The organism is Streptomyces sp. NPDC051218 (genome assembly GCF_044455475.1).
In the GTDB taxonomy this organism is placed as follows: domain Bacteria; phylum Actinomycetota; class Actinomycetes; order Streptomycetales; family Streptomycetaceae; genus Streptomyces.
Window position 1 is genome coordinate 329073 of the sequence record NZ_JBITEU010000008.1, and the last position, 12584, is coordinate 341656.

Genomic DNA, 12584 nt, shown 5'->3' on the forward strand with positions numbered 1-12584 from the left:
GTTTTGGCATCGAGGTGCATATCAGGTGAAAGCGGAAGAAGGTCCGCGGCTGCTCCTCGGGGACCCGGAGGAATCATCATGCGCGCGATACGCGTCGCCTCGGCCGCTCTGCTCGCTGCCGGCACCCTGACCCTCACCACCGCCGGCGCCACCACCGCCTTCGCGGACGAGAACGACACGAACAACAACATCACTTCGTTCGGCTTCCGCGTCGAGCCGTCCACCATCGCCGCAGGCGGCCAGGTCACCCTCAGTGTGGACGGCTGCGAGGGGAACACGACCGTCACCTCCGGTGTCTTCAACGATGCCCAGATACCCCAGGGCCAGCAGTCGGCCACCGCGACGGTCTTCGAGGACGCCAAACCGGGCGCGATGTACGAGGTGACCTTCGACTGCAAGGGCGAGAAGGGGACGACGGACCTCACCATCGCCACGGGCCGCCCCACCCACCAGCCCACGCACCACCCCACCCACCATCCGACCGCCCCGGTCCGCCACGGCGTCAAGGCCGGCGTCGGTGGCAGCCTCGGCGGGTTCGATCTGCATGAGATCGCCCTCGGGGGCGCCCTGATCGTGGGGACGATCGGCACCGCGTACTACTGGACGCGTCGCCGCACCGGGGACGACAACGGCAACTCCTGACCCGGTCTCCTCACCCGACCCCCGTGCCCCCTCCCCTTCGCATGTCGCCGCCCGGATGCCCCGCTGTGCTCAGCGGGGCATCCGGGCGGCGGCATGCGGGTGCATGCGGGTGGGCACGAACCGCCGCCCGGCCGGCGCGGAAGGGGGGCGCGCCGGCCAGGAAGGCGGAACGGTTCACACCTGACGTGCGGGCAACCCGACGTGCGAGTGACGGGCGTGCCGGTGACGGGAGCGTGCGGTCAGAGGCCGCGCCCCGCGTTCTCCGAACGGCGGCGCATCCAGAACACCCCGCCGCCGACCAGGGCGACGGTCACCAGCGCCCCGCCGATCGCCATGTCGGTGCCGGTCGCCCCGGCGTTGCTGCTGCCGCCGAGACCACCGCGGACCCCGCCGTGGATGACGGTGAACGCGTCGGGCTTGGTGAGGGTCTTGCCGCCGCAGTGCACGGTGATGCTGTGCGCCCCGGGGCTCGCGTGGTGGTAGACCATGGGGTTCGCGCTGGCCGTGCCGCCGCCCATGGTCCGCAGCTTCGTGTCGGGGAAGGCGTTCGACGTGACCTTGCTGCCAGGGGTGTGGCAGGCCGTGCCGTCGACCGTGACCGTCAGCTGTCCCCCGCGGGGGATCACGCTCGGCATGGCGACGATGTTGGACGGATCGGCCCAGGCCGATGCCGTCGGGGCGGCGAGGCCGACGACGGCACCCGCGGTGACGGCGACCGCGAGGGCACGAGTGGTGCGCATACGAGAAGTACGCATGTGATTCCTCCGCGGAAGACGCCCCGGGGTAACCGTCCCCGGTCGATCGGCGAGAGCGCCTCCCAAACAGACCCTCAGTTGCCCTGCACAGACCCGCATTTCGGCGCTCGGCCGTCCTGGTGAGGCGACACGCCGAAGCGCGAACGCAACTGCGGATATTGCCGCAGGTCACGGACCGTCAGAAATTTCCTGCGGACCGCGACTCATATGGCGCATGCCCGGTATGGGCGCCACCCGTTCGCTCCCGCTCTGTCGCCCGTCACGTGCGCCGCGCTTAGCGTTCTTGTATGCGCAACGGACGCGGTTCGAATGCCGCGTTGAGAGGGGATCAGAGAATGCCTTCGTCCCAGCCGGCCGATGAAGAGGAACCGCAGCGGAAGCGCGCGCCGTGGGGCGCGATGGCGCTTGTCCTGCTGACGGGCCTCGCGCTGATCCGGAATGGCTCAGGGGAATTCGACGTGGGTCCGCCCCAGCCCGCGTCGGCCGCCGCGGCGGACCGGGCCCCTGAGGGGAAGGTCGTCACGCCGCTGACCTTCTCCCCCGCCGAGCGCGTGGGGATCAAGGGCATCCGGGTGGACGCGCCGGTCATGCCGGTCGGGCTAGACGAGGACGGCTGGGTGGACGCACCGCCGCCGGAGGACCCGAACCTCGCCGGCTGGTTCACCGGCGCCGTCTCGCCGGGTGAGAAGGGCACGTCCGTGATCGTCGGCCACGTGGACAATCAGCAGGGTCCCGCTGTCTTCTACGGCCTCGGCTCGCTGGAAAAGGGGCATCGCGTCGAAATCCTGCGCAGGGACCGCAAGACCGCGGTTTTCGAGATCTATGGAATCGAAGTGTTCGAGAAGAACAATTTCCCGGGCAGTCGCGTGTACAGCGACAAGGGAGCCCCGGAATTGCGCGTCATCACCTGCGGCGGCGGTTTCTCCAAGCGGTCCGGTTACGACGGGAACGTCGTCGCTTTCGCCCGCCTGGTGGACGTGCGCTGACGACGAAGGCGTCGGCGGAACACGGTGACACCGGGCGGGCGAAACACGCTCCTACATGCCGTAGCGGCTCGGCACGGTGATCCGGTAGCCCCCATCGATGAGTTCGGGCAGATACGTCCGCAGGGCCTCGACGCTCTGGGAGCGGTCGCCGCCCGCGTCGTGCGAGAGCACCACGACTCCGGGCCCCGCGCCGGCCCGTACGCGCCGGATGATCGAGGCGGTGCCCGGCTCGGTCCAGTCCAGGGTGTCCACGGTCCAGGCGAGCGGCTCCATGCCCAGGTCGGCGCCGAGCTGGAAGGCGTTGCGGTTCCAGGCCCCGTAGGGGGCGCGGAACCAGGCGGGGGGTTCGCCCACGGCATCCTCGACGACCTCGCAGGTGCGCTCGATCTCCTCGCGCATCGCGCTCCGGCTCATCTTCGGGAGCAGCGGATGTGTCCAGGTGTGGTTGCCGATCAGATGCCCGTCGTCGGCCATCTCTCGCAGCAGATCCTTGTTGTCGACCGCCATCTCGCCGCAGACGAAGAACGTCGCGCGGACGTCGTACTCGCGCAGGGTGCGCAGGATGCCCGGTGTGTAGCGGGGGTCCGGGCCGTCGTCGAAGGTCAGGAACATGCTGCGGCCCTGTCCGTCCATGCGCAGGATCGGCTTCCTGCGGACGCGGGGCAGGGCGCGCGCGGCGTGCGGCGGGCCCTGGCCCGCCATGGGCTGCAGGCGGTACGCGGAGGGCTTGAGGGCACGTGCGGCGGGCGGGCCACCGGCCGCCGCACCACTGGGAGCCGTGGGCCCTGGGGTCGTCGGCCGCTCCGTGCCGGAACACCCCGCGGCCGCGGCCAGACCGAAGACAGCGGCGCCGCGCAGGAGTGCGCGCCGCCCTGGAGTCATCTGATCCTTTTTCATTACTAATCCGTCGCATGGCGGAAGGCCAGGGAGGACCAGCAACACCTCGGCGGGCCTCGAAAGCACCCGATGGGACCAGCAGAACCGAGGAGGGACGGGAGGAGATCAGCGGCGCCGTACGAGCGGGAAGGGCAGCGTCTCCCGGATCGTCAGGCCGGTGAGGAACATGACGAGACGGTCGACGCCGATGCCGAGCCCGCCGGTGGGCGGCATCGCGTACTCCAGGGCGTCGAGGAAGTCCTCGTCAAGCTCCATCGCCTCCGGGTCTCCCCCGGCGGCGAGCAGCGACTGCGCGGTGAGGCGGCGGCGCTGCTCGACGGGGTCGGTCAACTCCGAGTAGGCAGTGCCCAGTTCGGTCCCGAAGGCGACCAGGTCCCAGCGTTCGGCCAGGCGCGGATCGGTGCGGTGCTGCCGGGTCAGCGGGGAGACGTCGGTCGGGAAGTCCTTGTAGAAGGTGGGCAGCTGCGTCTTCTCCTCGACGAGGCGCTCATACATCTCCAGGACGACGTCACCCCGGCCGTCCTCGGGCTTGTACGGGACGTCCGCGCGGTCGCAGAGCCGGTGCAGCGCAGGGAGCGGGGTGCCCGCGTCGACCTCGTCGCCGAGGGCTTCGGAGATCGCGCCGTAGACGGTCTTGACCGGCCAGGGCCCTGAGATGTCGTGCTCGGTGAGCCGGCCTTCCGCGTCCGCCTTGCGGGCGATGGGCGCGCCGAAGGCGGCGGTGGCGGCGCCCTGGATGAGCTCGCGGGTGAGGTCGAGCATCACGTCGTAGTCGGCGAACGCCTGGTAGGCCTCCAGCATCGTGAACTCGGGGTTGTGTTTGTAGGAGACGCCTTCGTTGCGGAAGGTGCGGCCCATCTCGAAGACCTTCTCCATGCCGCCGACGCAGAGCCGCTTCAGATACAGCTCGGGCGCGATGCGCAGATAGAGGTCGAGGTCGTAGGCGTTGATGTGGGTGGTGAAGGGGCGGGCGTTGGCGCCGCCGTGGATCTGCTGGAGCATCGGGGTCTCGACCTCCAGATAGCCGCGGTCCAAAAGCCCCTGGCGCAGGGCCTGTACGGCGGTGGAGCGGGCCCGGACGACGTCGCGGGCGCCGGGGCTCGCGACCAGGTCGAGGTAGCGGCGGCGGACCTTGGCCTCGGGGTCGGCGAGGCCGCGGCGTTTGTCGGGCAGCGGGCGCAGGCACTTGCCGGTGAGCTGCCAGCCGGTGACGAAGACGGTGAGCTCGCCCTTGTCGCTGGCGCCGACCGTGCCGGTGGCGGTGATGTGGTCGCCGATGTCGGTTCCGGAGGCGAAGCGGTCCAGGACGCCGGGTCCCGACCGGTCCCGGGTCAGGGCGAGTTGGCGGTCGCCCGACCAGTCGCGCAGGACGGCGAAGACGACCCCGCCGAAGTCGCGTACGAGCATGACGCGGCCCGCGACCGTGACCTCCTCCCCCGCCAGGGCGGGTGTCACGTCGGCGAGGGTGTGGGTGCGCGGCGGGATGCCCACGGGGTAGGGGTCGACGCCGTCGGCGCGCAGCCCGTCGAGCTTGCGGTGACGGATGCGGACCTGGTCGGAGAGTGCTGCCAAGGGGTCGGCGTCCGTGGCATCCCCGTGGCCCGCGAGGCCGAGGGCGGAGATCGGCGGCAGGCCCGCCGTACTGGTGGGCTTGGTGACGCCCTTGGAGCGTCGGCCCTTGCCCCAGAGCTTGCGCAGCGAGGGCACGGAGACGAAGCCTTCGGCGATGCCCGACGCGAGGCTGATCCGGGCGAGTGCGCCCGCGTCCCCGTAACAGATGAAGCGCGGATACCACTCGGGGTGGTACTTCGCGTTGGAGCGGTAGAGCGCTTCGAGCTGCCACCACTTGGAGAAGAAGAGCAGCAGCTTGCGCCACAGCCGCAGGACGGGCCCTGCTCCGATGCGGGCGCCTTCCTCGAAGACCGAGCGGAACACGGCGAAGTTCAGGGAGATGCGGCGCACCCCGAACTTGCCCGCACCCGCGCAGAGTTCGGCGACCATGAACTCCATGACGCCGTTGGGCGCGGTGGCCCGGTCGCGGCGCATCAGATCCAGGGAGATGCCGTCCTTGCCCCAGGGGACGAGGGAGAGCAGGGCGATGAGCCGCCCGTCGGCGTCGAGGGCCTCGACGAGCAGGCAGTCGCCGTCCTCGGGGTCGCCGAGGCGGTCGAGCGCCATGGAGAAGCCGCGCTCGGTCTCGGTGTCCCGCCAGGCGTCCGCCTTGTCGACGATCGCCTCCATCTCCTCGTCGGTGAGGGTGGAGTGGCGGCGGATGCGGGTGGTGGCGCCGGTACGGCGGACGCGGTTCACCGCCTGCCGCGTGACGCGCATGTCACGGCCGTCCAGATCGAAGCCCGCGACGTGCAGGATCGCCTCGTCGCCGAGCTGGAGCGCGCCGAGCCCGGAGCGGGCGTACGCGGTGGCGCCCTCCTCGGACGCACCCATGACGGCGGGCGCCCAGGCGTACTGCCGGGCCACGTCCAGCCAGGCACCGATGGCGTGCGGCCAGGCCTCGCGGTCGCCCACGGGGTCGCCGCTGGCCAGACAGACGCCGGCCTCGACGCGGTAGGTGACGGCGGCCTTGCCGCTGGGTGAGAAGACGACGGCCTTGTCCCGCCGGGTGGCGAAGTAGCCGAGGGAGTCCTGGGCGCCGTACGTGCCGAGGAGTGCGCGGATGCGGGGTTCCTCGTCGCCGTGCAGGGCGGCTTCCATGCGCTGGGAGCGGAAGAGCGTGGCGGCGGCGTTCAGGAGGGCGAGGGCGCCGAAGAGGCCGAACCAGAAGTGCAGGGTGTGCGGGGGCCTCCCGTCGAAGTAGTCGTGGCCGGTGAAGAGCCCGCCGCAGACACGGTTCGCCGCCCACGGCAGGGCCTCGCCGCGCGGCAGCGTACCCGGGAAGAGCGCGACGAGCCCCCAGCCGACCAGGATCGCCACGGCGAGGCCCGCGACGAGCACGAGGACGGCCCGCCGGACGGCGCCGCGGCGGGAGTCCGCGGAGAACTCCTTGCGGGCCAGGACCAGGAGGGCGAAGGCGACGCCGCAGACGATCAGCGAGGGGAGCGAGTCCGCCCAGTAGCCGAGGGCGATGCCGAGCACGTCGAAGGCGAGGAGCAGCCCCAGATAGACGATGACCAGCCACCATGCGACCTTCTTGCGGGCCGCTGTGGCCGCGGCGAGAAGGAAGAGGAAGACGGCGTACGCGAGGTTGGGGCTGACCGGGACCGTGAGCAGGCCAAGGACGTGGACCACCGGGCGCAGGAGGTGGCGCAGCGGGGCGATGACCGCGAGGATCGCGCAGAAGAGGCCGAGGGCGCCGAAGAAGGCGGCGAACCCTTCCGGCACCCGTCTGAGGAAGCGGTCGCTCGCGCGCTGCGGCTGCGCGGTCCTCGGGCTCTCCACGCTGGTGCTCATGGATCGACCCTAGGAAGGGTCGGCCGGTGCCGCCCGTCGAGCGGGAGCGTGCCGCCCCGGCCGTGGGCGCCCTCAACGGGAACAGCGCTCTCCGTTAACCTCTCGGCTGTGACTGAAGACCACTCCCACCAGTTCGAACGCGGCACCGACGGCCCGAAGGTGATCGTCGTCGGAGTCGATGGCTCGGACTCCTCGCTCAGGGCCGCGGCATATGCCGGAGGCCTTGCCCGGCGACAGCGTGCCCTGCTCGCCGTCGTCTACATCCAGCCGGTGATGGCCGCGGGCGCCGCGCTGGGCGCCCCGGTGGCCGAGGCGACCGACGAGATCGCCGAGTCTCTGATCACCGAGATCAGAGACGCGGCCGAGCGGGTGAAGGACATATTCGACGTCCGCTGGGAGTTCCACACCTTCCGCGGCGACCCGTACAGCGGTCTGGTCACCGCGGCGGACGACCTCAAGGCGGACGCCGTGGTCGTCGGCGCCTCCGAGCAGGCGGGCCACCGGATCGTCGGCTCGGTCGCCGTACGCCTCGTCAAGGCGGGCCGCTGGCCCGTCACCGTGGTTCCGTAGCCCACAGCCGCCAGACTGCTGAACCGTCACGCCTTCGAGGGGTGTGGCGTCTTCCGTCATGCTCACGCCTGCGCCATCATGATCCGCCATCAGCCGACCGACGTCCGCGAGAAGGTGGAGCTCATGGCGGGACTCCGGATGGGGCACGGCGTCATGCGCCGCAAGCCCATCGAACACATCGACGAGACAGAGGCCGGAGCGGAGGGTGGGCTGTCCCGCTCGCTCGGCCTCTGGCAGCTCACCGCGATCGGCGTCGGCGGCATCATCGGCGCCGGCATCTTCACCCTCGCCGGGACGGTGGCCAACGGCACGGCCGGACCCGCCGTCCTCATCTCCTTCCTCATCGCCGGAATCGCGAGCGCGGCGGCGGCCTTCTCGTACGCCGAGTTCGCGGGCCTGATCCCGAAGGCGGGGTCGGCGTACACCTACGGCTATGTGGTGCTCGGCGAGCTCACGGGCTGGTTCATCGGCTGGGACCTGCTCCTGGAGTACACGGCGATCGTGGCGGTGGTCGCGATCGGCATCTCCGGCTATTTCAACTTCCTGCTGGAGGACATGGGCGCCTCGTTGCCCAACTGGATGCTGGGCGCGCCGGGCACCGGCGACGGCCACAAGGTGGACCTGTTCGCCGCGGTGCTGTGCCTGCTCATCGCCTATCTGCTGACGCTCGGCATCAAGAACGCCGCACGCTTCGAGATGGTCGTGGTCGTCCTCAAGGTCATCGTCGTCCTCGTGGTGATCGCGGTCGGGTTCTTCCACATCAACACCGGCAACTACGAGCCGTTCTTCCCCTTCGGCGTCAGCGGGGCGTTCACGGGCGCGGCCACGGTCTTCTTCGCCGTGTTCGGCTACGACGCCATGAGCACGGCCGCCGAGGAGTCCAAGGACGCACAGCGCCACATGCCGAAGGCGATCCTCTACTCGCTCGCGATCTCGATGGTCCTGTACGTCCTCGCCTGTCTCGTCCTCACGGGCATGCAGGGTTACAAGGACATCGACCCGGAGAGCGGGTTCTCCACCGCGTTCAAGTCGGTGGGCCTCGGCGGCCTCGCCGATGTCATCGCGGTCGGCGCGATCATCGGCATCCTCACCGTGATGTTCACCTTCATGCTGGGCGTCACGCGCGTCTGGTTCAGCATGTCGCGTGACGGGCTGCTGCCGAAGTGGTTCGCCAAGACGCACAAGACCCGGCACGTGCCGACCCGGGTGACGTGGATCGTCGGGTTCGCATCGGCCGCCATCGCCGGTTTCCTGCCGATCGGCGAGGCGGCCGAACTGACCAACATCGGCATCCTGTTGGCGTTCATCGTGGTGTGCGTGGCGGTGATCGTGCTGCGCTACAAGCAGCCCGACCTGCCGCGTTCGTTCCGCTGTCCCTGGATGCCGGTGGTACCCGCCATCGGGGTCGTCTTCTCCATCTGGCTGATCACGTTCCTGCAGTGGCAGACGTGGGCGCGGTTCGCGGTGTGGTTCGCGGTCGGTCTTGTCATCTACTTCGCTTACTCGTATCGGAAGTCGGAGTTGGCGAAGACCGACGTGCGCGACACCGCGCCCTAGCGGATCAAGCGCTCTGCTCGATCGACTTCTGGAACTCTCGTGCCATCTGTTCCACTCCCCTGTTCCGCCACTCCGCCCAGAAAGGCTTCCATTCGCTGAGCTTCTTGCGGCCGCTGACGATGTCGTTGACGAGGTCCCGTGACTCGGTGTCCATGCGGCCGTAATGCTGCGTGTACGCGTCCGAGTAGTGGCCGACCACGGGGTTGCGGATAGCGGTCTCGATGAGCTTCTGCTCGGCGGCATACACGTCCTTGACGTCCTGCGCACGGTCGCTTCCGGGAAAGCTGGAGGCGATGAGCGCGAAAGGCGAGGTCGTCGAGGTCTGCAGACCGCTGTAGAGGCCCTCGACCTGTTGCTTGCCCGTCTTCGTACGATCCGGGAAGCCGTTCTCGTCGAACGTGAAGTCCTCGCCCTCGGTGCCGTACTCGAGGAACTCGCGCTCCTTGCTGCCGAACGGCGCCGCCAGGTAGTTGAGCACCTCCAGCAGCATGCGCACCCGCTTCTCGTCGCCCTTCTTGATGGCGGTGTAGCCGATGGTGCCGAGGTGGTAGTGGTGGTTGGGCTTGTTGCCTCCCGCGGCGAACGGGATCATGATCTCGGCAGCCAGTGACGGGTCCTGGACACGGATCTCCTGGCGCGCGTTGTAGGGGTTGGCGTGGACAGTGGCGCCGATGGAGCCCTGCGCCATCTTGATGTACGCGTCGGCCATCTTGGGGTTGCCGGGATAGAAGACGCCCGCCTTCTTCAGCTTGAGCACGAAGTTGAGCGCTTCCTCGTACTCGTCGGTCTCCTGGAACCAGGTCAGCGAACCGTCCTTGTTCTGCCGCCACTTGTTGGGGGCGCCGAAGCACTGGCTCAGGACGCTGGCCGCGTTGACGTAGATCGGCTCCAGGGCCCAGACCTTGCCGCCGGTGACCTCCTTGCACTTGGCGAGGAACTCCTCCGGGCTTGTCGCCTGGATCCCGTCGGCTTTCTCCCAGACCTTGGGGTTGCCCGCGTAGACCTGGCCGAACGCGGGGTACGGGACGGGCGCACCCCAGATCTTGCCGTTGACGACAGCCGTCTTCCAGTGCGCGGGAGTCATCGCGGCGAGGTTCGGGTACTTCTTCACCGCGTCACCCGAGACGTACTCGGTGATGTCCGCGCACTTGGCCTCAAGCAGCTCGGCGATGTGCTGGATGCCCTGGTTGGGTGGTATCCAGAGCAGGTCGGGCAGGTTGCCGCCTGCGATGGTCGCGGAGAATTTCTCCTCGTAGCCAGGGTCGGTGCCCAGGATCGCCGTGAGGTCGACGCCGAGCTCCTTGTTGACCTTCTTCCAGTACGCGTTGGAGTCCTTGGGCAGCGGCGGCTGAGTCCAGATCTCCGTCAGCATCGTGATCTTCGAGCCGTCGCCGGGAGTCTTCGGGACGCTGCGCACCAGCTCCTTGGGGTACGAGAGGAACCCCGCCGACAACCCCTTCGCGTTCGGCGGCAGATCGGGCTTGACCTTGCTGAAGGGGACGTACGAAGGCAGCTTCACCTTCGACGACGCCGCCTCGCCCGTCTTCTTCGCACCCGAGCCGCAGCCCGTCAGGGAGGTGGCCGCCGCGCCCGCCGCGACCGCGGTCGAGAGGCTGAGGAAAGTGCGTCGGGACATGCCTGTCATGGGAATCTCCGCAAAGGGTGTCAGGGAGCGAGAAGTTTCCGGGAAAAGGGAGTTCAGCCCTTGATGGCGCCGGTGAGCACGCCCTTGGTGAAGTACTTCTGCAGGAACGGGTAGAGCAGCAGGATCGGGATGAGCGCGATCATGACGACGGCCATCGAGATCGACTGCTGCGGCGGCATGTGGCTGACGCCCAGCTGGTCGCCCGAGATGGACTTGCCCTGGACGACGTACGTGCGCAGGACCAGCTGGATGGGCCACTTGCCTGAGTCGTTGAGGTAGAGCATGGCGTTGAAGAACGCGTTCCAGTACGTCACCGCGTAGAAGAGGCCGACGACGGCTACGACGCCCTTGGAGAGCGGAAGGACGATACGGGTCAGGATCCGCCAGTCGCCCGCGCCGTCGATCCGTGCCGCCTGGTAGAGCTCCTCGGGGATGTTCATGAAGAACGCGCGCAGGACGACGAGGTTGAAGGCGTTGATCATGACCGGGAGGATCAACGACCAGTAGGAGTCGAGGAGTCCGAGCTCCTTGACCACCACGTACATGGGCACCATGCCCGGCACGAAGAGGAGGGTGAAGAGCACCATCAGGAGGATCGGCTTGCTGCCGGGGACGCCGCGTTTGCTGAGGCCGTACGCGAGCGCGATCGTCGTCAGGAGCGAGAGTGCCGTGCCGACGAGCGTGATCAGGACGCTGACGACGACGGCTCGGGAGACGATGCCGCCGGAGAGGATCGTCTCGTACGCCTCCAGGGTCGGGTCCGTGGGGAAGAGCACGAAGCCGCCCGCTTCGGTGATCTCCTCGCGGGAGGCGAGGCTCGTGGAGAGGACCGTGAGGAAGGGCAGGATCATCACGGCGCAGATGACGGTGATGACGATGGCCTTGGCGGTCGAGCCGATCTTTGTCGGCGGCTCTTCCCAGGCGGGCCGCTCCTCGCGGGGCCGTTGCCCGCGGGGCCGCGGGGAACGCAGGGGGAATCCGAAGCTGCTCATTTGCTGTACACCCCGTGCTCTCCGAAGGCGTGGGCGACCTTGTTGGCGCCGTAGATCATCAGGGCCCCGACGACGCCCTTGACCAGGCCCGCGGCGGCGCCGACGCCCCAGTCGCCGTAGACGACGCCGTGGTAGTAGATGTACGTGTCGAGGACTTCCGAGGCGCGGGCCCCGACCGCATCGCGTTGGAGCAGGAACTGCTCGAAGCCGACGGACAGGACGTCACCGAGGCGCAGCACCAGGAGCATGATCGTGACGCCGCGCACGGCGGGCAGGGTGACGTGCCACATGCGGCGCCAGCGTCCGGCGCCGTCGACGGCCGCCGACTCGTACAGGCTCTGGTCGACGCTCGCGAGGGCCGCCAGGTAGATGATCATGCCCCAGCCGATGTCCTTCCAGATCACCTGGCCGGTGATGAGGAGGGAGAAAGTGCTGGGGTCGGTCATGACGTCCAGGGCGGACATGCCGTGGTCGCGCAGGTAGTTGCTGAACAGTCCCGCGCCGCCCAGTACTTGCTGGAAGAGCGCGACGACAAGGACCCAGGAGATGAAGTGCGGCAGATAGACGACGCTCTGCACGAACTTCTTGATGCGCGGGCTGACCAGGCTGTTGATGAGCAGGGCGAGGGCGAGTGGCGCCGGGAAGAAGAAGATCAGCTGGAGCGCGGCGAAGGCGAGGGTGTTGCGGACCGCTTCCCAGAACGCCGGGTCCGCGAAGAGCTCCTGGAAGTTGGCGAGACCGACCAGCGGGCTGTCCTTGAAGCCGATGAAGGGCTGGTAGTCCTGGAAGGCGATGACGTTGCCGAGCATCGGAACGTAGAAGAAGAACAGGAAGAAGAGCAGGCCCGGGGCCATGAGGGCGAGCATCACCCAGTTGTTCCGCAGTCGGACGCGGAGCGGTACGCGCCGGTGGCGCGGCGGGTTCGGGGACTTGGGATCCGACACGGACGGTGGCGGCGACGCGGCTCGTGGCCTGCGTTGCGTTGCTGGGGATGTCACACGTACTCCCTGGCCTGGCGGCACGACGGAACAGTAAAACGGCAGCCGACAGCCGGGACGGCCGTCGAGAGCCGGCCGATTAAGAAGCCAACTTGCCGAAAGAGAGCCACATCATCGAAGCGTGACTCGCGCTC

Annotated in this window: 10 protein-coding genes; 4 read left to right on the forward strand and 6 right to left on the reverse strand. The window is 68.7% G+C overall.

The window, feature by feature from the left end:
- The first annotated feature begins 78 nt into the window (after positions 1-78).
- Complete coding sequence (locus tag ACIBCK_RS25000) at positions 79-642, forward strand: hypothetical protein (protein ID WP_399393656.1); 564 nt, start codon at positions 79-81, stop codon at positions 640-642.
- Positions 643-881: 239 nt separating this feature from the next.
- Here the strand turns inward: ACIBCK_RS25000 and ACIBCK_RS25005 are convergent, their stop codons facing one another.
- Entirely contained in the window at positions 882-1382 is a 501-nt protein-coding gene (locus ACIBCK_RS25005; RefSeq protein ID WP_399393949.1) for a hypothetical protein, read from the reverse strand.
- A 350-nt stretch (positions 1383-1732) separates the two neighbouring features.
- Between ACIBCK_RS25005 and ACIBCK_RS25010 the strand changes: the two genes are divergently transcribed.
- Complete coding sequence (locus ACIBCK_RS25010; protein WP_399393951.1) at positions 1733-2383, forward strand: class F sortase; 651 nt, start codon at positions 1733-1735, stop codon at positions 2381-2383.
- 51 nt (positions 2384-2434) lie between these two features.
- Here the strand turns inward: ACIBCK_RS25010 and ACIBCK_RS25015 are convergent, their stop codons facing one another.
- Together ACIBCK_RS25015 and lysX are read right to left on the reverse strand one after the other, a co-directional pair.
- On the reverse strand, positions 2435-3280 hold the full coding sequence (locus tag ACIBCK_RS25015) for a polysaccharide deacetylase family protein (protein WP_399393658.1): 846 nt from the start codon (positions 3278-3280) through the stop codon (positions 2435-2437).
- Between the two features lie 105 nt (positions 3281-3385).
- On the reverse strand, positions 3386-6688 hold the full coding sequence (gene lysX / locus ACIBCK_RS25020) for a bifunctional lysylphosphatidylglycerol synthetase/lysine--tRNA ligase LysX (protein WP_399393660.1): 3303 nt from the start codon (positions 6686-6688) through the stop codon (positions 3386-3388).
- A gap of 108 nt (positions 6689-6796) precedes the next feature.
- Between lysX and ACIBCK_RS25025 the strand changes: the two genes are divergently transcribed.
- Both ACIBCK_RS25025 and ACIBCK_RS25030 read left to right on the forward strand, forming a co-directional pair.
- Positions 6797-7258: a universal stress protein gene (locus ACIBCK_RS25025; RefSeq protein WP_367047186.1), complete on the forward strand. Its 462-nt coding sequence runs from the start codon at positions 6797-6799 to the stop codon at positions 7256-7258.
- A 123-nt stretch (positions 7259-7381) separates the two neighbouring features.
- On the forward strand, positions 7382-8815 hold the full coding sequence (locus ACIBCK_RS25030) for an amino acid permease (RefSeq protein ID WP_399393953.1): 1434 nt from the start codon (positions 7382-7384) through the stop codon (positions 8813-8815).
- A gap of 4 nt (positions 8816-8819) precedes the next feature.
- Here ACIBCK_RS25030 and ACIBCK_RS25035 read toward each other — a convergent pair whose 3' ends face one another.
- From ACIBCK_RS25035 to ACIBCK_RS25045, 3 genes are all read right to left on the reverse strand, one after another.
- On the reverse strand, positions 8820-10451 hold the full coding sequence (locus tag ACIBCK_RS25035; RefSeq protein WP_399393662.1) for an extracellular solute-binding protein: 1632 nt from the start codon (positions 10449-10451) through the stop codon (positions 8820-8822).
- Positions 10452-10513: 62 nt separating this feature from the next.
- Entirely contained in the window at positions 10514-11452 is a 939-nt protein-coding gene (locus ACIBCK_RS25040) for a carbohydrate ABC transporter permease (RefSeq protein ID WP_399393664.1), read from the reverse strand.
- A complete protein-coding gene (locus tag ACIBCK_RS25045) occupies positions 11449-12450 on the reverse strand; it encodes an ABC transporter permease (RefSeq protein WP_399393667.1) in 1002 nt (333 codons plus the stop codon). The genes ACIBCK_RS25040 and ACIBCK_RS25045 overlap by 4 nt, the downstream gene beginning before the upstream one ends.
- Positions 12451-12584: the final 134 nt, after the last annotated feature.

Bases quoted from the DNA above. Each gene is read 5' to 3' on its own strand.
- ACIBCK_RS25005 (WP_399393949.1), bottom strand. From the start codon at position 1,382: ATGCGCACCACTCGTGCCCTCGCGGTCGCCGTCACCGCGGGTGCCGTC.
- ACIBCK_RS25040 (WP_399393664.1), bottom strand. From the start codon at position 11,452: ATGAGCAGCTTCGGATTCCCCCTGCGTTCCCCGCGGCCCCGCGGGCAA.
- ACIBCK_RS25015 (WP_399393658.1), bottom strand. From the start codon at position 3,280: ATGAAAAAGGATCAGATGACTCCAGGGCGGCGCGCACTCCTGCGCGGC.
- lysX (WP_399393660.1), bottom strand. From the start codon at position 6,688: ATGAGCACCAGCGTGGAGAGCCCGAGGACCGCGCAGCCGCAGCGCGCG.
- ACIBCK_RS25010 (WP_399393951.1), top strand. From the start codon at position 1,733: ATGCCTTCGTCCCAGCCGGCCGATGAAGAGGAACCGCAGCGGAAGCGC.
- ACIBCK_RS25000 (WP_399393656.1), top strand. From the start codon at position 79: ATGCGCGCGATACGCGTCGCCTCGGCCGCTCTGCTCGCTGCCGGCACC.
- ACIBCK_RS25035 (WP_399393662.1), bottom strand. From the start codon at position 10,451: ATGTCCCGACGCACTTTCCTCAGCCTCTCGACCGCGGTCGCGGCGGGC.
- ACIBCK_RS25030 (WP_399393953.1), top strand. From the start codon at position 7,382: ATGGCGGGACTCCGGATGGGGCACGGCGTCATGCGCCGCAAGCCCATC.